Source organism: Halomonas sp. EF61 (assembly GCF_040147045.1).
Taxonomy (GTDB): Bacteria; Pseudomonadota; Gammaproteobacteria; order Pseudomonadales; family Halomonadaceae; genus Halomonas; species Halomonas litopenaei.
Genome location: NZ_JAMSHM010000003.1, coordinates 1,043,527 through 1,062,270 on the forward strand (window position 1 = coordinate 1,043,527; position 18,744 = coordinate 1,062,270).

The window sequence follows — 18,744 nt, forward strand, 5'->3', positions numbered from 1 at the left end:
GAGGGTTTGCGCAATCAAGGCTTGTCGGAAAAGCACCTGCGCTCGCCGGCTTTTCGTGCCAAGCCTGGTGCCTGGCGAGACGGCCTCGACTGCCGTACGCGACGGCGCCTGGGCATTTCGCCGGTAACAGGCGGCGCGAATGGTACCAGAAAAGTCCTGTGGCCGGGATGTCACCAAAGGGTCATGAGGCGGTTATCTGACTGACACACGCCTGGCCGATACTACCTCTGTGTTCAGGCGACACCGGGCAAGGGACACTGCCCCTCGAGCGTCACGGAGGCGACGGCGCGGGAAGCGCCAAGGGAGCAACACGGGCACAGGGAAGCTGCCCCAGGGAGGAAAGACGGCTAGCTGCGCCACGACTCAAGGGTCGTGGCGCCTTTCTTTGTGGCCATCGGTAAAGCCCTGTGCGCCATGCTTTGCCACTCTGGCATTCCGATCTATTGCCGCCGGATGGTTGTGTAAACCGTCCTAGTCGCTGTCTGTGTCAATATCCACTTCGCTATCCGTCGGGACCAGGTTCAGCCAGTCGGCGTAGCGCGCCAGGTCATGGCGATCTCCGTTGGTCGCCGGTGACAACCGACCTCGACAGACGTCGCGATACAGCCGCTGCAGTCTTGCCGTCAGGCTATCGGCGGCTATCGGCTCAGCGACCCCGGGTGCGCCGGCGCGGGCGCCGATATGGCGACCATCGAGCTCCCGCAACGGCAGTATCTCGGCGGCGGTGCCGGTAACAAAGGCCTCGTCGGCGATGTACAGCTCATCGCGGGTGATGCGGCGCTCATGCACCTCCACGCCCAACACCTCACGCGCCAATCGGATCACGCTGTCCCGGGTGATCCCCTGCAGGCAGGAGGTGACCTCCGGCGTGTGCAACACCCCGTCTCGATAGAGAAAGACATTGGCCGCGCTGGCCTCGGCCACGTAGCCTTCGGCGTCAAGCATGATCGCCTCGTCAAAGCCCGCCTTCACCGCCGTATTCAATGCCAGCATGCTGTTGACGTAGTGGCCGCTGGTCTTGGCCCGACAGGCGCTGATATTGACGTGGTGGCGCGCCCAGGACGAGGTCAGGGCCCTGAGCCCGACGGCAGCGGTCTCGGCGCTGACGTAGGGTCCCAGGTCCCAGGCCACCACCATCATCTGACAGCTCAACGCCTTGGCGCGCAGCCCAAGGCCCTCGGGACCGAGAAACACGGTGGGCTTGAGATAGGCATCGGTCAGTCCGTTGCGGACCAGGCACTGGCTCTGCGCCTCGATCAGCTCTTCATGGCTCCAGGGCACCTCGAGGTCGAGGATATGGGCGCTGTCCAGCAGGCGTCGGGTATGCTCGTGGACCCGAAACAGCCGGGCATTGCCGTTGTCGTCACGATAGGCGCGCACCCCCTCGAAGCAGCCCATGCCATAGTGCAGCGAGTGGGTCAGCAGATGGGTCGTGGCCTCCCGCCAGGGCAGCCATTCGCCGTTCTTCCAGATCCAGCCGTCGCGCTGGTGCAGTCCACTCATGTGCCTGGCTCCCTGTCCCTGTTCCTGTCCCTGTTCCTGTTCCTGTTTGCATCGCTGTCCCTGCCACAGACGCAGGCGATAGCCTCTTCAGCCTGGCTGTCGTCGTGGGCCTCGGTGATCTGCCCAGGCCAGTCGCGCCGCCAGCCGTCGATCAGTTCGCGCTGGTGGGGCTGCAGTGCCTGATAGCCCCAGGCAGCGATCTCGTCGTTCTGTGGGTCATCCACGCCGATGTCGCTGTCGGCCAGCGCCTGAATCACGGCATGGCCACACAGCGGGACATAGCCTTCCGAATAGCCGCCTTCGTGGACGACCACCAGGCGCCCTTCACAACATCGCTGAGCCAGCGCCTTGACCGACTGGGCCATGCGCCCGAAGGCATGGCTATTGAGCAGCATCTTGCCCAGCGGGTCCTTGGCGCAGGCGTCATAGCCACAGGCCACCACGATCAGATCCGGCGCGAAGGCCTCGATGGCCGGCAGCACCAGGCGCTCGAACGCATAGTCGTAGGCGCCAAGCCCCGAGCCCGGCGGCAACGGCAGGTTGAGACAGGACCCCGGCGCGCCCTCACCACCCTGCTCGTCGAAGCCACCGGTCTCGAGCGGATAGTTGCCGGCCTGGTGCAGCGATACCGTCAGCACCTTGGGGTCGTCCCAGAAGGCGCTCTGCTGGCCGTTGCCGTGGTGTACGTCCCAGTCGAGGATCGCCACCCGCTGCACCAGCCCCAGCGCCTTCGCTCGCATCACCGCCACTGGAATGTTGCCGAGCAGGCAGAAGCCGCGACCGCGATCGGCTTCGGCGTGGTGCCCCGGTGGACGGCACAGCGCATAGGCACTGGCGTGGGTGCCACGGGCCACCGCCTCCACCGCTGCGATGGCAAGCCCGGCGGACTGCCGGGCGCTGGCCAGACTGCCCGGGCGATAGGGCGCGGCCTCGCCGGCATCGCCACCCAGGCCCGCATCACCTGCCTCCAGCGCATCAAGGTAGTCTTTCGTGTGGAAGCGCTGCAGGTCCTCGCGGCCGGCCGCCGGCGGCTTCACCACCTCAAGCTCGTCGATCAGCCCGCTGACCTCCAGCAGGTTCTTGAGACGGCGCTTGCTCTCCGGGCTCTCCGAGGCCGGCTGGGGCTGCAGCCAGGGCCCTGGCGCCGAAAATACCCCGATCGCCCCCTGGTCGTGCCAGAAGCAGCGCTCGTGCCAATAAAAACCCGTCGTCTTGCTGTGGCTCATGGGTGACCTCAGGCCTGGGGCAAGGCGGCCACCACCATGATCTCGACCTTCCACTCCGGCCGGGCCAGGCGCGCTTCCACCGCGGCACGCACCGGCGGACGACCGGGGCTGACCCAGGCATCCCAGGCGGCATTCATCTCGTCAAATTCGGCCATGTCGGTAACCCACACCTGGGCCGAGATCAGTCGATCCTTGGAGGTCCCGGCCTTGGCCAGCAGTTCGTCGATTCGCGCCAGCACCTGCTCGGTCTGGCCGCGCATGCCTTGGCTGGCGTCCGCCGGTACCTGGCCGGAGAGGTAGACGGTGCCATTGTGCACGGCGATCTGGCTCATGCGGTCGTTGCTGTCGTGAAGGGTCGGGCTCATGGTGTTTTCCTTGTGGGAGATCATCCGCGGGATGATCGTTGGGCTAAATATTGAGCTGTTCAGGGCTGTATCAGGCTTTATCAAGCTATGGTCAGGCGTCGTTGAATCCGCGCAGGAAGGCGGCCAGGTTATGGCTCAAGGCCGCGGTCGGATAGCCGCCCTCCTGCACCAGCACGGTGGGCAGGCCCAGCTCACCGATCTGGCGACCGATGGCGACGAAGTCCGGGGTTTCAAGCGTCAGCCCCGCCAGCGGGTCGTCCTTGTGGGCATCGAGTCCCAGCGCCACGACCAGCGCGTCCGGGCTGAAGCTCGCCATGGCGTCGAGCAGCTCATCGAGACCGGCCTGAAAGGCCTCGATACCGCTGCCCAGTGCCAGCGGCACATTGAGGTTGGCGCCGAGTCCAGGACCGATACCGGTCTCGCCGGCACCGCCCCAATAGTAGGGATAGAACTCGCTGGGATCGACGTGCAGCGATCCTGTCCAGACGTCGCCACGGTCGTAGAAGATGTCCTGGGTGCCGTTACCGTGGTGGAGGTCGATATCGAGGATCGCCACCTGGGACACATGCTCGCGCAGCACCGTGGCCGCCAGGGCGGCGTTGTTCAGAAAACAGAAGCCCCCGGCACGATCGGGACCGGCGTGGTGCCCCGGCGGACGACACAGAGCGTAGGCGGTGCCGCCGCCGGCGACGATGCTTTCGGCGGCGGCCTGGGCGGTAGCGGCACTGGCCAGGATGCCTTGAAAGCTGGTCTCGGTCATCGGACAGGCCATGTCGTGCATGTGCCAGCCCACCTGCCCCACCGGATGGCGCGGGTAGTGCTTGCCGCCGCCGCAGGGGTGGACGTTCGGCGCCACAAATTCGGTGGCGTCCGGCAACGCCTGCCAGCGGGCATGGATGGTCTCGAGAAAATCCAGGTAGCGCTCGCTGTGGATCTCCTTGAGACGCTCCCTGAGCGTGGGACTGTCGACCTCGGCCGGCGCGGTCAGGGCCAGGCCGACCTCGGCCAGGCCTTCGCTCAGAAGCTCCGCCCGGCGGGGCCCTTCGGGGGAATCGGTAAGGGCTCCACGCTTCAGGAACTGAGGCGGCGCGTGACGTTCCTGGTCAGGATGGTAGAAAAGTTTCATCTGAATCTGTCTCCGGTGATGACGCTCCGTCACTGCTCACATCAGTCGAGCAGCGAGGGGATCCATGTCGATAGTGCCGGAAAACCCGCCAGCAACACCACTACCAGGATAAAGGCGGTATAAAACGGCAGCGACGCCAGGATCGCCTTTTCGTAGGGGACCTGGGCGATTCTTGCCGCTGTCATCAGCGTCATGCCCACCGGTGGTGTGACGTTGGCGATGTTGAGGGTGACGATCATGACGATGGCGAAGTGCAGTGGATCGAAGCCCAGGCTGACCATCGCCGGCACCACCACAGGGCCGATGACCACTAGCGCCGGCAGTACATCCATAACCGTGCCGATGACGATCAGCAACAGGCACACCAGCAAGATCTGCACGAAGGCGACATCGCTCAGGGAGGTGATCAGGCTCGCCGCCTCCCGGGCGACGCCAGAGCGGGTGACAAACCAGCCGAGCACCGCCGAGGTCGCCAGCAGAAAGAACACGACACCGGAAAACTTGACCGTGGTCACGAGCGCCTGGGCCACCTTGGCCAGGGTCAGGTTGCGATAGAACAGCATGCCGATCAGGATCGCGTACACTGCGGCAAAGCCCGAAGCCTCGGTGATGGTGGTCATGCCCGAGAGTATCCCGCCGAGGATGATCAACGGCACCAGCATGGCCGGCAGCGCCGAGAAGAATGCCAACAGTGCCATCTTCAGCGGCGTCGGCGCCTGCTTGGGGTAGCCCCGCCGCCAGGCCAGCACGATGCTGGTGGCCAGCAGCGCCACGGTCATCAGAATGCCCGGCACGATGCCTCCGGCAAACAGGTCGATGACCGAGACGTCCCGCAGCAGGGTGGCGTACACCACCATCACCACGCTGGGGGGAATGATCGGCCCGATGATCGAGGAACAGGCGGTGATCGCCGCCGCGTATTCGGCGTCGTAGCCCTGCTTCTTCATCTCCGGAATCATGATCTTGCCGATCGCCACGGTATCGGTGATGGCGGCCCCGGTCAGCCCGGCGAAGAACAGCGACACCGTCACGTTGACGTGAGACAGCGCCCCCCTCACCCGGCCGAACAGCGCATTGTTGAAGGCGATCAGCTTCTGGGTCAGCCCGCCCTGGTTCATCAACTCGGCGGTAAAGATGAAGTACGGCACGGCGATCAGCATGTAGCCGGAGACACCGGAGAACATGCGATCGGCGATGATCCCCACCAGGCGCTCGCCGCCCAGCTCATAGACCCCGGCAACTCCCGAGATCGCCATGACCACTGCGACCGGGGCGCCGATCGCCAACACCAGGATAAAGGCCAGAATCGCGGCGGTCATGAGCGTGGCTCCCGGGCGACGGCGTCGCCTTGTGGTGAAGAGGGATCGGCAGATGCGACACGGCTGTCGACCGCCTGCTCGACGTTGCTGCCGGCGCCATTGTCATTGGAATGGATCGCCTGCTCGATCACCGCGTCGCTGTCGATGAAGTGCTCGAGCAGTGCAAAGCCGTGCACCAGATGCAGTGCGATGATGGCGCCGGTCAGCGGCACCGCGAAGGTGGTCCACTTGTAGGAAATCTGAATACTGTCGGACACCATGTAGCTCTGGCGGGCGTTGGAAAAGAAGTCCCAGCCGTAGAACATCATCAACACCGCCAGCGCGCCGATGACGGCCAGGGTCGCGCCGGCTGCCAGCACCACCAGTGGGCGCGGCAGCAGCTTGACCAGCAGTGTCATGGCCACGTGCTCGCCGGAATGCAGCGCGATGGTCGAGGAGATGAGCCCGATCCACGGCAGGAACAGGCGGGCCAGGGAGTAGGTCCAGCTGAGCGCGCCGCCGGTAAACAGGGTGTACAGAAACCCGGTGAACGAAATACCCAGCATGGCCAGGACACAGCCGACGCAGAACACGATGGCGAGGCGATTGACGCCGTCGCTCAGGCGCTGGAGCCAGGCCTGAAGAGATCGCAGTGATGACATGACAGGAGAACTCGGGCAAGGCGGTGGGCACTGGCGGGGCGGCCTGGCCGCCCCGCCGCGACAATCACTGGCCGTAGCGGCTGTAGGCCTCTTGCGGCAGCGACTGGCGCAGGCCATCGACCTCGGCCAGCAGGTCGTCGATCAAAGCGGCGTCGAGCCCGAAGTCATCGACGATCCAGCTCTTCCAGGCTGGACGCGCCACCTCGGCCATGCGCTGGCGCTCTTCTGCCGGCATCAGGTAGCACTCCTCGAAGATCTCGCAAGACGTCTGCCAGCTGGCGGTCGCCAGCATGCCGGAAGCACCATGGCTCAGACTGACCGCCTCCCGGGCGGCGTTGGTGATGACCCGCTGGTGCTCCTCGGGCAGCTCCTGAAACCAGCTCTCGCTGACCATCCAGCTGGCGCTGTTGTACACGTGCCCGGTCAGGGTGGTGTAGTCGGTCACCTCGTCCAGGCCGAAGGTGGTGTTGATCACCGGCGCGTTGAACTGGCCGTCGGCGAGCCCGGTCTCCAGCGCGGTGATCAGCTCGCCCCACGGCAGCGGTGTGGCGGAGGCACCCAGCGCCTCCATGGTGGCGACATGGGCCGGATTTTCCTCGGTGCGGATGTTGAGCCCCTCGAGGTCGTCCACGGTCTTGATCAGCCGCTCGTTGTTGGTGAAGGCGACAAAGCCGCCACCATCATCGAAGGTCCCCAGATACCGCATGTCCGCCTGTTCGATGGCGCCCTGCATGAAGTCGGCGAACCACTCGCCATCGAAGAAGGCCCAGGCCTGGCGCCAGTCATCGAACAGGAAGGGGGCCGTCACCGCCTGATACTCGGGGTAGAACGACGACATCGCGCCGGAGGTCAGAATGGCGGACTGCAGCGCCCTGCCTCCGGCCTGGACCTGGGAGCCGGTCTCCACCTCGGAGCCCATCTGGCCGCCACCGAAGATGCTGACGGTGACGTCGCCTTCGGTGCGACTTTCCACCAGCTCCTTGAAGTGGACCAGGGCAGGATAGATGGCGTTGTTGGTCAGGTTCTCGGGGATCAGGGTAGCGATGGCCATCTCGTAGGACTGAGCCTGCGCCTGGGACGCCATCAGCGCCAGCGGCAACGCCGCGAGCGCCAGCATCGGCGCTCGTCGCCGCTGTCTGGCCCGTTGGCCACGCCGCGCGCCAACCCCGTGGTTGTCGTGCGAGCGGCGGTCAGCTGAAATGCGGTCATCAGTGTGGGCGGAGGCAGGAAGGGAGGTCGAAGACATCGGTAACTCCGGTTGTTGTCATGGTTGTTGTCATTGTTGATGGCGCCGAATCGAGGCCGGCGCCGAGTGACTCCTTTTCAGGCTATGCGCGAAACCCATCGTCAACTTGCCCGAGACTACGAAAACCTTGCCCGAGGCTCAGGCAAAGCTTGTCGTCGGGCGCAACGTCACCGCGACGAGAGGAGAAAAGTGACAGGTGGCGTAGCGCGAGAGCCGAGAGAGGCTGGCTGAATCGCTGTTTAGAAACCTGAGCGTTCCTGGGAGGGCGCCACCCCATGAACCCTGCGATAGGCTCGGGAAAAACTGCCCTGGTCGCGAAAGCCCACCAGCGCCCCAATCTGCCCCAGCGGCAACTCGCTGTGGCGGATCAGCGCCTGGGCGTGGCTCAACCGGCGTCGACGAACATAGGCCTGCGGCGTCATCCCGGTGGCCTGGCGAAAGCTGGCGTGGAAGTGACCGGGGCTGAGCGCGCACAAGGACGCCAGGTCATCCACGCGAATGTCGCTGGCCAGGTGCCTATCGATCCAGTCGTCCAGCAGACGAAGATCGAGCCGACCGCTGACGCCCGTCGATCGTGCAGGGGCACAGGTTTCGCTGGAAGCCTCCAGATGGAGATAGAGCGCGCGTAACAGAAGCGCTGCGATATCGTTGCCCAGGGTGGGGAATTGGTCCAGTTGCCGCATCAGGCTGTCGGCAAGCCGCTGCAGATCGGGGGGCACCGCGAAGAAACGCGGTCGCTCGAACAGTCGGGCCACGTCGACGTCCGGGAGCCCGAAGACCACCGGCACGTCGAGTACGAAGGTACGATTGTTGCCGTCTCCCAGGTAGTCGTGATGGCAGTTGCCTGGAATCAGGCAACCACGCTCGGCGGTGACCCGTTGCTCCCGCCCCTCAAGGGATAGTTCGGTACTGCCGCAGGTGGGCAGAATCAACTGGTGGTAACCGTGCACGTGGGACACGTGCTCGTTGGCCAGGGTCTTGGTCCTGAGATCGATCCGGCTCACGATCGCCTCGCCTGAAGAAGATACCTCTACCATGCCGCTCACCGAACAGCCTGACAAGCCGGGGCGAACGCCCGGCTTCACGCGACCTCAACGCTTGTCGCCTGGTCATCCTTGTGGCGGTGGCATGGCGGCCTTTGTCAGACTCGGCGTCTTCTCAACAGCGACCCTTCTTGGCCTGTCCCGGCGGACAGAAGTCGCCACCGTCATGATCTCGATGGTCGCGATGATCGTCGTCAATGATGATCAGCGGCTCCGGCGAGACCCGTGCGGGGTCGTAGCTGCAGCCCACCATCAACACGGCCATCACGAGGATAATCATCCATCCTGCGGTTCGCATATGCACAACTCCTTCAATTCAGACTGACGTCAGGCTAACGCAAACGGCGTCTTTTCGCCGCTGTCGACGCTTCGCAACACCCGGTGTCTGTCAACAGCGACAACTACTCTCTGGATCCGGCGCCCACAAAAATGCCGCTCCCGGGGGAGCGGCATTCACACGGTTGGCAGTGGCAAGCCTGTCAGAACAGCTCGTCGGGCTGCTGCTGGGGCAGGCCCTGCAGATCCAACGGAACGACCACATCGGGCACTTCCTGAGCAGACTCGCCCTGCTCGGCGGCTACGGTGAAGCGCGACGACGGCACCACCTGGTCGGTTTCCTCCGGCGGGACACCGTTGCCATCGTACATCGGCTTGATACCCTCGATGACGAACATGTTGTCGTTGTAGTCGTGGTTGGCTCCGGGATAGTCCTGGATGACCAGGTAGGTATCGGGAATCACGTTTCCTTCACCATCTAGGGCCTCGAACAGGCGTACCAGATAGCCCCTCTCCAGATCGGGAGCGTCCGCTGGCGGCGTTCCGGCCCCCGACGGGTTGAGCGAAGGGTCCGACGACAGGGTGGCCACCTCGATACCAAACAGATCGTTGCCTCCCCAATTGTTGGGGATATCATCACGCGTGAAGGTTCCCTCTGGCTGGTTACCCTCCAGCGTTATCGGCAGAAACGACTGGTTCTGATCCTCCGCGTGCCGGATCAACTTGATATCCTGGGAGGTATTCTTGAAGGCATGAAGACCAAAGGCCGAGACACCAGCACCGTGGAGAGCCACTATCTGGGTCACCTTGGCTTCATCGACCCCGTCGGCCAGGGTCCAGTAACGCGACAGCACTTCTTCCTCGCTGACGGCGCGATAGAAGCCAAAGTCATCGAACGCAGATCCCTTGCCCCCTCCTTCCGTAGGCAGGCCTCCTATGCGATTGCCGAATCCCGCCACATTCCAGACTTCATCTACCGTGGGCTCCCAGCCGCCCTCATCCTGAGCCTGCCAGAATCCCGCCAGCGTCAACTCCTGGACAGGGGAATCGGCATCGTTTGTCACCAGTCGTAGACTCCCGAAGAAGCTGCCGTCATCGGCGTTGGTAGCGGGCGGACGATAATTCGCTCGATCGAACAGAACATCGATTTCGAGCGACTCCCCCGGCGCCAGCGTCAAACCTTCAAGGGCCGCCGCATCGGCGAGCACGAAGGGGCCGTCCAACGAAACATCGAGAATCGTCAAGGGGTCGCTACCATCATTGGAAATGACCGCCTTGGCGCCTTCCTTGAAGTCCCTATCCGGGCCACCAAAATCATTTTCTTCCAGATAGTTGAATAGCAGGCGATCGCTGAAGTAGTTGACGTCACCGCTCTCCAGACGCACCTCGGCGTCGGCAACGACAGAGACGGGCGTCACGTCCAGATAGTCGATGCGCTGACTACCCAGGTCATCGGAGACGATGTGCAGACGGTATTCTGTCCCGGGCTCCAGCTCGACGTAGTAGGACTCCTCACCCGACGTGCCGGCTCCGGGGAAAGTCATCAGGGTCAAAGACTCGCCATTGAGACTGAGCGCCAGATCATCGCCACGCAGCACACCGGCATTGGCCGCCAGATCGAGCCGATAGAGCCCCTTGGAGTCGACCTCAAAGAAGAAGTCCGCGCTGCGCGGGTCGACGCTGAGCGCCGAGATGCCTTCCTCGAGCTCGATGCGAGTGCCCTCGGTGGCGTCGGCTGGGCCAAGGATGGAGGCGCGGATGGCTTCGAGCGATTGATCCGGCACCCACAGCAGATCGATATTCGGGCCGACCGCTTCCGGGGCCGTCAACACCAGCGTATTGATGCCGGCCTTCAGGCTGACCACCACGTTCTGATACACCCAGTCCGAGTTGTTTTCGCTGAGCCCTTCGAATCTCAGATTGGGCTGCGCAACACCATTGATGCCGAAGGTCAGGGGTCGATCAGACTTGGTCTGGGACAGGTGGTAGCGGAAACCGATTTCATAGCTTCCCGCTTCGTCGACGCGAATCGACCAGGTAATGGTCTGATCCTCCGACCCCTTGTAGTCGACGTAGGCATTCTCGGACACGTTACGATCATCGGCCACCTCGACCACCCTGGCACCGTTGAGCAGAGCCCCCTCTGCCTCGTAGATATCGAAGCCGGGTGAAGGCTCATGAATCACCTCCAGTTGATCCACGTTCGGCCCGGCCTGTGATACCGACTGCAGTCGCACCTCGACCTCGCCAGGGTTCAGATTCACCTCAATGTCCTGGGTCATCCAGAAACGCCAGCGATCGGATCCCTCGAGGCTGTCCGGCGCCGGCGGGAAGTCGGCGACGCCGACACTCTGGCCATTGACGAAGACTTCCAGCGGGCGGTCCGAAAAGCCACCGTTGGCGTAGCGAACGCGCAGCACGGTATCGCCACCATCGCCGGCTTCCACGGTGAAACCGAAGGTGATGGCGTCCTCGGCATTCCTGCCGAAATCGGCGTATCCGCCACCGACGCCGTCGTTGTCGTCCAGATTGCCATCATTGCCGAAGCTGCCCGGTTGCAGTCCCGGTACCTCACTGGCGATCCCTTCACGGATGATGATCTCGGCACCACCGCCCTCGCTGATAGTGGCGCTGGTACCATCATCCGGGGTGTTGTCCTCGGCCTGGATGGTGGCCAGTACCCGCGTCATGTCAGTGCCCCCCCCGGTCGACGTCGGCTCGACCGGATCCAGGCGGACCAGCTGACTTTCGCCGGTCAGTCGGTTGAGGGTGACCAGGTAAAGGCGTCCAGTGGCCGGGTTTTCGATGATATCCAGGGGATCTGTGTAGGTAATGACCCGCCCCTCTGCATCTCTCAAGACATCGTCACCGATGACCTTGCCCTCGGCATTCACCGTGATCCAACGAACATCGTCCCCCCCGGAGTACTCGGTAAACAGCAGACTGCCCTTGAAGGCGTCACCAAAGGTATCGCTGACGTACTCGGTCACGCCGTTGGCAGAACGATTCTCTCCCAGCGAGTAGGCGTCATCGATGCGATAGTTGGGGTCGGGCTGGATACCCGGATCATAGGACGTGACCTCATTGATGTCTTCCAGGCGGGTCGGGTTGCCGCCGTTGAGGATAAACTCGTCGTGCAGCGGATTGGGGTGGCCGTAGTAGCCGCCCTGCTCGACCTTGAACAGGTAGTCGTCCTGCTTGGCCACGTTGGTGACCGACTCGTCGATCAGCGTAGAGGGATCGTCCGGTACGGCGCCGCCCGCCGCCGACCCGTTGGTCGGCGTGTACAGGTAGCCGTTGGAGTGCCAGACCAGGTCGTAGGCATTGCGAATACCGGTGGCGAACACCTTGACCACAGCGTCATCGGCATAAGGATCGTAGAAGGTCTCCAGCACGACACTATCGGCGTCCTGAACGCTGGCGACGCCATTTTCGTCAAACACCAGAAAGCGTCCATCCCCCATGGGAATCGGGTCGTTCTTCAGATCGTTGTCATCATCGACGAAGCGAGTCTGGTCGTCCGGTAACGGCTCGGTGGTGACGTCAAAGCCACCCTCCGGCGGCGTCCGGGACGGATCCACTTCCAGCACGGCACCGGCCAGCAGGCGTTCGGGCCGGTTGCCCCAGGCACTGTCATCATCACCCATGGCGGTGTTGGAGCCCTGGGTCAAGTAAAGCAGATGGGACGGCTCATCCGGCGACGTTTCAGCATCGAACGCCGGATTCTCGCGGAACTCGATGCTGTTGGTGACGTGATCCGCCACCGAACGGGGGAGTCCGGTCAGATAGACCTCGGCGCTGCCGCTGAAGCTGCCCCCCTCGTCCAGGGTTATCTTCAACAACCGCCCGCTGAAGTCGGGGGTCGAGGTGTCGCGCCCGGACAGCGGGATCGGATAGTTATCGGTCACCCACAACACCTGAGGATCGGTCGGATCCACGGCGATACCGATAATGCCACGCCGATTGTTGAAGGCGTCGGCGTCCGGCTGCATGAACGGATCAAGCGCCAGCGCCAGGACGTCACCGTCCCCTAGCGAACCATCTTCCGGGTCCAGCGCATAGCGCACGATCTGTCCGCCCATACTGACCACGTACAGCGCGTCACCGGTCGCGCTGACCTCCAGGGAGGTGAAGCCAAAGGCACCGTCGACGGCACCATCCAGCTCCACCGTGCCTTCAAAGGCCACATCGCTGGGCAGGATGTCCGGCTCGGCGCCAGTGACAAAGGTATTGGTGTACTTCAGGAATTCTCGAGTGGGCGAGTTGCTGTCACTGTTGTCGCCACGATCCTGGAAGCCATCGATCACCAGGCTGTAGCTGGTAAAGGGCTTGAGCGTCTGCTTCGGAGAAAGGGTCAGCGAATCGAAACCACCGGTGGTGTTGATATCGAAGGCCACCTCGATGCCGGTGACGGTCTCGAACAGTCGCACCGAACCATCGCTGAGGCTCTCCAGCAGCGTGCCTCCTCGGCCCTCGACCACCTGAACCCCGACAAAGATATCGGAGGTGGGATCGACGCCGGTGGGCAGGCTGCCGTCCTCGCTGTCCAGATCCACCTCGACGGTATTGGACCCTACTCCGGCGATGGCCCGGGCATCGACAAACTGCGCATAGTCTTCGCTCGCCGGCTGCTCATCTCCAGGCGTCAGATCCGGTAGAGGACGAATCTCCACGTACTGCAGCTTGACGTTCTTGCTGTCGACACCGAGTGCATCCAGGGTCAGACGACCATCGGTGACCTCCACCACTCGGGTAACCAGGTCAGAGCGCAGGCCCTCGGTATCGTTGGTCGCGTTGGCATCGAGGGGGAAGTCGCTGGGACGACCTGGCGCAAAAGCATCATTGAAGGCGCTGCCTTCGGCATTGACGCTGTAGTAGGCGTCGAAGTTGCCCGACACATCACCCACCGACAGCGTCACCTCATAGAAGCCGGGCTCCAGCTCTATCTCCCAACCGGCATCGACGAAGCCGTCGCGCTCGCTGGTCATCTGAGCAAAGGTCGCCTGGCGCGGGTCCAGGCCGACGAAGCGCTCGGAACGATCCACCAGGGTAAAACCACCCTGGTTGGCCAGCGATAATGGATTGGTGCCGTTCTCTGTTCCGTCGGCGATGCTTTCCTCGGTGACCCAGCCGTAGCGGTAGGTCTTGCCATCCACTATCAGCGACTGCATGCCGAAGGCCTGACCGGTATCCGCGACATGGCCCTCGGGCACATCGGCGCCCTGGGGCTGAAAATTGATCCTGAAGGTCTCTCTATCGCCCGCCTCGACGATCATCGGCGACAGCTTTACCACATCAAGATTGGGGCCGCCCCTGCCGATGTTCTCCAGGCGTACCGTGTGCGTCCCTGCCTCGAGCTCGAGTTCAAGCGATTCTTCCCGCCAGCGTTCCCAACCCTCGTCGCCAGCCCCGGTGGAAGCAAACTGGAACTCGCCGACCTCGACGCCATCAATGTAGAGCGTCATGGGGCGATCTGTGCTGCCACCATTGGCATAGCGAGCGTCCAGTCGGAAACTACCGCCGTTCTCCACGGTCACTTCAAATATCCCGGCGTCGCCGACGTCGTTGCCCAGGTCAAGGTAACCTTCCCCGCTGTAACCCGGCCTGAGAGAATCCACGCCGTCGCTTTCCAGGCGCGCAGCGGTATCGGCCGGGCGGCTTGGATCCGACTCCTGATCGTCGATGGTGAAGGTTTCTGCCTCGAACGACATGATGCCAGTTTCGGGCTCGGGTTCTGGTTCGTCTTCCACCTTTACCAGTGTCAACTGATCCAGGTTGGGTCCCTGGTCCACGCCGCCCTGCTCTGCCGTCGGAATCGACAACAGTAGCTGATGCGACCCCGGCTCAAGCTCAAGGTCGACTGTCACTTCCTGCCAGCTGCTCCAGCTACCTGAGCCGGGAAAGCTCACCGACGTCGTGACGCCGCCATCCACCTGAAGCGCCAACGGACGATCACTGTTGCTGCCGTTGGCGTAGCGCAGGGTCAACTGATAACTGCCAGCCTCCTCGACGCTGACGTCATACTGGACACCGTCTCCGGGGTCCCGGCCAAGATCCACGTAGGCATTGTCGATGGCGCCCGGCCTGGCATTGTCCCCGGATATCACCTCCGTCACGGCCTTCTGGGACCCACTGTCGAGGTCGATGATGGTGCCTACCTCTGCCTGCCATACCAGCAGACCGGTGTCCGATGGCACAGCTAACGCCTGGGCGGCTCTACCCGCGACAGAACTGACCACCTCTTCTTTGCTGCTCATGGTGACTCCAAATTTTTTTCAAATGTCATGCACCATGAAAACCCTTTTACATTTGGAAACAAATAGCCAATATCTCACGCCAACATCAGATAAAAAGAAAATTTTTCGATCCAACTACCTCGACTCGGTCAAGGCTTTTCTAAAATGACAAAAACCTTTCAAGCGCATATTAATCTTACGAAAACACTCTTTCCTTTTTAAAAACAAATACCTTTTGTATCACTAATATCTTCGCTGACAAAAACAGCATAAATATTTTCAAAAAAACAACGATAAAACACCAAAATAATCTTTTTATTTCTTCATTATTTTTGCCAAAACAACCATCTGTGTAAGCTACTGAAAAGTCGTTTCAGCGAACTTCTCACTAGCCTCATTCTTCCTGCCAACTCCATACTGCACCCCATCACCTATCGGGCACCACGCGATACGACGCCTGACGTCACTCTTTCTTCTGCCTGTCCCTACCACCAAGCACTTCGCCGTAAACCCAAAACACGAGATGCCTTTACATGACCCCCACCCGCTACAGCATTCGGGAGGCGATGCTTCACTGCCGGCGCGGACTCTTCGACGTCGGCCTGTTCAGCCTGTTCATCAATCTGTTGATGCTGGTGCCATCGCTCTACATGCTGCAGGTCTACGACCGGGTGCTGACCAGCCGCAGCGTCGAGACCCTTGTCATGCTGACGCTGGTCGTCGTGTTCCTGTTCGCCGTCATGGGCGGACTCGAGTGGGTTCGCTCTAGACTGCTGGTGCGCATCGGCAACGCCCTTGACGAACGACTCCAGCCAGCGATCCATCAGGCCATCTACGATCAGGCCCTGCGCCGTCCGGGTGCCACCTCGACCCAGGCGCTGGATGACTTGACCACGCTGCGCCAGTTCGTCTCGGGCCCCGCCCTGCTGGCCTTCTTCGACACGCCATGGATCCCCCTCTACCTGGGGGTCCTGACCTTGTTTCATCCGCTCTACGGGCTCTTTGCCCTGGCCGCCGGCATCCTCCTGCTGGCCCTGGCCGCGATCAACGAGGCCTGCACCCGGGGACTACTGAAGCAGGCTGGCGCCCACCAGGTCGCCAGCCGCGATGAAACCGCCGCCAACTTGCGCAACGCCGAGGTGCTCCACGCCATGGGCATGCTGGAGAGCGTAAAACGACGCTGGCAGTCGCAACACCGTGACTCCCTCGCACTGCAATCCCGGGCCAGTGATCGTTCAGGTGTACTCACCCACCTTTCGAAGATACTAAGGCTGCTGTCCCAGTCGCTGATCCTCGGCCTGGGGGCATGGCTGGTGCTGAAGGCGGAGTTGACCCCAGGAATGATGATCGCTGGCTCGATCCTGCTGGGGCGAGCTCTGGCCCCCATCGATCAACTGATCAATGGCTGGAAGAGCTTTATCGCCGCCCGTAACGCCCGTGAACGCCTGGGCCAACTCATCGCCAGCGAAGCACCACCCCCGCCGATGCCGCTGCCCGCGCCGACGGGCCAGCTTTCTCTTCAACAAGTCTGCGCCGGCCCGCCCGGGGCCACTGTCGCCACACTCAACGCGATCAGCGTCGACCTGAAAGCCGGCGAACAACTCGCCATCGTCGGCCCGAGCGCCTCGGGGAAATCGACCCTGGCACGGGTAGCCCTGGGCATCTGGCCGAGTCTCGACGGTTGCGTGCGCCTCGATGGCGCCGATATCCAGCGCTGGGAACGCAATGCCCTGGGGCCCCACCTGGGCTATCTGCCCCAGGACGTGGAGCTGCTGGCCGGCAGCATTGCCGAAAACATCGCCCGCTTCGGCCCGGTCGACGCCGAGGCTGTGCTCAAGGCAGCCCGCCTGGCCGGCGTCCACGAGTTGATCCTCAAGCTCGACGAAGGCTACGACACCACCATCGGACACGGCGGCACGGGGCTGTCGGCCGGCCAGCGTCAGCGTATTGGCCTGGCCAGAGCCCTGTACGGCGAGCCATCGCTGGTGGTGCTGGACGAACCCGACGCCAACCTGGACGAGAGCGGTGAGCGGGCCCTGGTGGAAACCCTGGTACGCCTGCGCCGACTCACCACCACGACACTGGTCATCACCCACCGACAGCGCCTGCTGGCCCAGGTCGACCGGGTGATGGTCCTCGACGACGGTAGAGTGACGTCCCTGGCCCCTCCCTCCCCGGCCGGCGGGGTTCGGCTCAAGGGCGCTGTGCCCTCGGCGCGGGTGGTGAAGCAAGTCGCCGGTGCAGGTACATCTTCTTCCCCGCGCCCCCCGTCCGACCTTGCATCATCTCCCAGCTCGAGGACTCCACGATGAGCGCTCAAGCCTCTGCCTCGGCTTCCTTCAAGCCCCCCGCCATCGACTCGAGCTCGGCCGCCGCTGGTACCGAGGATCGCGTACCGGTGGACCTTCGGCCCTATCGCCGCTGGGGCTTTGCCATCCTGCTGGTGGCCTTCGGTGGCTTCGGTGTCTGGTCGGTCACCGCTCATCTGGCGGTGTCGGTGGTCGCCCCCGGTTCGGTCTCGGTGGAAAGCTTCACCAAGACGATCCAGCACCTGGAGGGTGGCATCGTCGCCGACGTGCTGGTCGAGGACGGCGATCACGTGGAAGCCGGCGACCCACTGATCGTGCTGGACGACACCCAGGCGCTGGCGCAACAGCGCATCGCCGAGACCGAGTACCTGATCACTCGGGCCAGTGAGGTGAGACTGCTGGCGGAACAGGCCGACAGCGACAGCCTGATCTTTCCACAGGAACTGATCGCGTCCAGCAATTCGCGGGTTCAGGAGGTGCTGGGCGTGCAGCGGCGCCTGTTCGAGGTACGCCGGCAATCGCTGGACGATACGCTGGCCGCCCTGGATCAGCAGATTCTTCAACTGGAAGAGCAGATCACCGGCCTGGGGCAAACCCGTTCGATCACCCAGCAACGCATCGACTCGCTGGAGGGTGAGGTCGCCAACCACCGCAAGCTGTTTCGTGACGGCATGATCAGCAGCCAGCGTCTGCGTGAGCTGGAACGCGAGAGCCTGGAGTACCAGAGTGACAACGCGGGACACGCCTCGGAGATCGCCCGACTGCGCGCCCAGATCAGTGAAAACACCCTGAACAAGCAGATTCGCCTGCAGGAATTTCAACAGCAGGTGGGCGAGGCGCTACGTCAGGTCCAGGCCGAGGTCGCCGACGCCGAAGAGCGCCTGGTCGCCCTCAATGACACCCTCGCGCGCACGCGAATCACGGCCCCTGTGGCGGGTACCGTGGTAGACCTTCAGGTGCACACCCTGGGCGCTGTGGTACGTGGTGGCGACCCGCTGCTGGACCTGGTCCCGGCCGGCGACGGTTTCGTGATCGAGGCCCGCGTCCCCAACCACGATGTGGATCACCTCTACCCCGGCCAGTCGGCGGAAATCCGCTTCAGCGCCTTCAACCAGCGCCTGTCCAATGTTATCGACGGCGAGGTGATCCGCGTCAGCGCCGACAGCTTCGAGGACGAAGCCACCCGCCAGCGCTACTACAAGGTCCGTGTCGGCGTGACCGACCTGGGCAAATCGCAGCTGACCGACAACATGCGTCTTGTCGCAGGCATGCCGGCAGAGGTGATGATCCTCACCGGGGAGAGAAGCTTCGCCAGCTATATCACCAAACCGATCAACGACATGCTTGCCCGGGCCATGCGCGAGGAATAAGAGTCACCAAACCACTGATTCAATGGCGACATGCTCGCTCGGGCCATGCGCGAGGAATGACGAAACAGCAAACACCAAACCACT

12 protein-coding genes are annotated in these 18,744 nt (G+C 62.9%); 2 read left to right on the forward strand and 10 right to left on the reverse strand.

The features are described 5' to 3' along the window. Positions 1-471 precede the first annotated feature (471 nt). The 10 genes from NFI08_RS19255 to NFI08_RS19300 form a co-directional block, all read right to left on the reverse strand. Positions 472-1,503 (reverse strand): branched-chain amino acid transaminase, encoded by a 1,032-nt coding sequence (locus tag NFI08_RS19255; protein ID WP_108447756.1) that lies wholly within the window; start codon positions 1,501-1,503, stop codon positions 472-474. Beyond that, the gene (locus NFI08_RS19260) at positions 1,500-2,729 is read right to left on the reverse strand and encodes a histone deacetylase-like amidohydrolase (protein ID WP_108447755.1); all 1,230 of its coding nucleotides are present in this window, start codon (positions 2,727-2,729) and stop codon (positions 1,500-1,502) included. The genes NFI08_RS19255 and NFI08_RS19260 overlap by 4 nt, the downstream gene beginning before the upstream one ends. An 8-nt stretch (positions 2,730-2,737) precedes the next feature. After that, entirely contained in the window at positions 2,738-3,094 is a 357-nt protein-coding gene (locus NFI08_RS19265) for a RidA family protein (RefSeq protein WP_108132815.1), read from the reverse strand. 91 nt (positions 3,095-3,185) lie between these two features. Then, complete coding sequence (locus NFI08_RS19270; protein ID WP_108447754.1) at positions 3,186-4,220, reverse strand: histone deacetylase family protein; 1,035 nt, start codon at positions 4,218-4,220, stop codon at positions 3,186-3,188. Between the two features lie 41 nt (positions 4,221-4,261). Further along, positions 4,262-5,539 carry a TRAP transporter large permease gene (locus tag NFI08_RS19275; RefSeq protein ID WP_108132764.1) on the reverse strand — a complete coding sequence of 426 codons (1,278 nt, stop codon included), beginning with the start codon at positions 5,537-5,539 and terminating at the stop codon, positions 4,262-4,264. Then, on the reverse strand, positions 5,536-6,180 hold the full coding sequence (locus tag NFI08_RS19280) for a TRAP transporter small permease (protein WP_240184129.1): 645 nt from the start codon (positions 6,178-6,180) through the stop codon (positions 5,536-5,538). Before NFI08_RS19280 ends, NFI08_RS19275 begins: the two co-directional genes overlap by 4 nt. A gap of 64 nt (positions 6,181-6,244) precedes the next feature. Beyond that, on the reverse strand, positions 6,245-7,297 hold the full coding sequence (locus NFI08_RS19285) for a TRAP transporter substrate-binding protein (RefSeq protein ID WP_045994863.1): 1,053 nt from the start codon (positions 7,295-7,297) through the stop codon (positions 6,245-6,247). Positions 7,298-7,665: 368 nt separating this feature from the next. Beyond that, positions 7,666-8,430, reverse strand: coding sequence for an AraC family transcriptional regulator (locus NFI08_RS19290; RefSeq protein WP_108447972.1), 765 nt, complete (start codon positions 8,428-8,430; stop codon positions 7,666-7,668). A 154-nt stretch (positions 8,431-8,584) separates the two neighbouring features. Then, positions 8,585-8,767 (reverse strand): hypothetical protein, encoded by a 183-nt coding sequence (locus NFI08_RS19295; protein WP_162816338.1) that lies wholly within the window; start codon positions 8,765-8,767, stop codon positions 8,585-8,587. Between the two features lie 181 nt (positions 8,768-8,948). Then, entirely contained in the window at positions 8,949-15,002 is a 6,054-nt protein-coding gene (locus tag NFI08_RS19300; RefSeq protein WP_349591274.1) for a carbohydrate-binding protein, read from the reverse strand. Positions 15,003-15,514: 512 nt separating this feature from the next. On the opposite strand from NFI08_RS19300, the gene NFI08_RS19305 reads away from it, so the two are divergent. Together NFI08_RS19305 and NFI08_RS19310 are read left to right on the forward strand one after the other, a co-directional pair. Further along, positions 15,515-17,293, forward strand: a complete 1,779-nt coding sequence (locus NFI08_RS19305) for a type I secretion system permease/ATPase (protein WP_349591275.1) — start codon at positions 15,515-15,517, stop codon at positions 17,291-17,293. Continuing rightward, positions 17,290-18,660 (forward strand): HlyD family type I secretion periplasmic adaptor subunit, encoded by a 1,371-nt coding sequence (locus tag NFI08_RS19310; RefSeq protein WP_349591276.1) that lies wholly within the window; start codon positions 17,290-17,292, stop codon positions 18,658-18,660. The genes NFI08_RS19305 and NFI08_RS19310 overlap by 4 nt, the downstream gene beginning before the upstream one ends. Positions 18,661-18,744: the final 84 nt, after the last annotated feature.

Bases quoted from the DNA above. Each gene is read 5' to 3' on its own strand.
- NFI08_RS19260 (WP_108447755.1), bottom strand. From the start codon at position 2,729: ATGAGCCACAGCAAGACGACGGGTTTTTATTGGCACGAGCGCTGCTTC.
- NFI08_RS19275 (WP_108132764.1), bottom strand. From the start codon at position 5,539: ATGACCGCCGCGATTCTGGCCTTTATCCTGGTGTTGGCGATCGGCGCC.
- NFI08_RS19255 (WP_108447756.1), bottom strand. From the start codon at position 1,503: ATGAGTGGACTGCACCAGCGCGACGGCTGGATCTGGAAGAACGGCGAA.
- NFI08_RS19265 (WP_108132815.1), bottom strand. From the start codon at position 3,094: ATGAGCCCGACCCTTCACGACAGCAACGACCGCATGAGCCAGATCGCC.
- NFI08_RS19310 (WP_349591276.1), top strand. From the start codon at position 17,290: ATGAGCGCTCAAGCCTCTGCCTCGGCTTCCTTCAAGCCCCCCGCCATC.
- NFI08_RS19305 (WP_349591275.1), top strand. From the start codon at position 15,515: ATGACCCCCACCCGCTACAGCATTCGGGAGGCGATGCTTCACTGCCGG.
- NFI08_RS19295 (WP_162816338.1), bottom strand. From the start codon at position 8,767: ATGCGAACCGCAGGATGGATGATTATCCTCGTGATGGCCGTGTTGATG.
- NFI08_RS19300 (WP_349591274.1), bottom strand. From the start codon at position 15,002: ATGAGCAGCAAAGAAGAGGTGGTCAGTTCTGTCGCGGGTAGAGCCGCC.
- NFI08_RS19285 (WP_045994863.1), bottom strand. From the start codon at position 7,297: ATGCTGGCGCTCGCGGCGTTGCCGCTGGCGCTGATGGCGTCCCAGGCG.
- NFI08_RS19280 (WP_240184129.1), bottom strand. From the start codon at position 6,180: ATGTCATCACTGCGATCTCTTCAGGCCTGGCTCCAGCGCCTGAGCGAC.
- NFI08_RS19270 (WP_108447754.1), bottom strand. From the start codon at position 4,220: ATGAAACTTTTCTACCATCCTGACCAGGAACGTCACGCGCCGCCTCAG.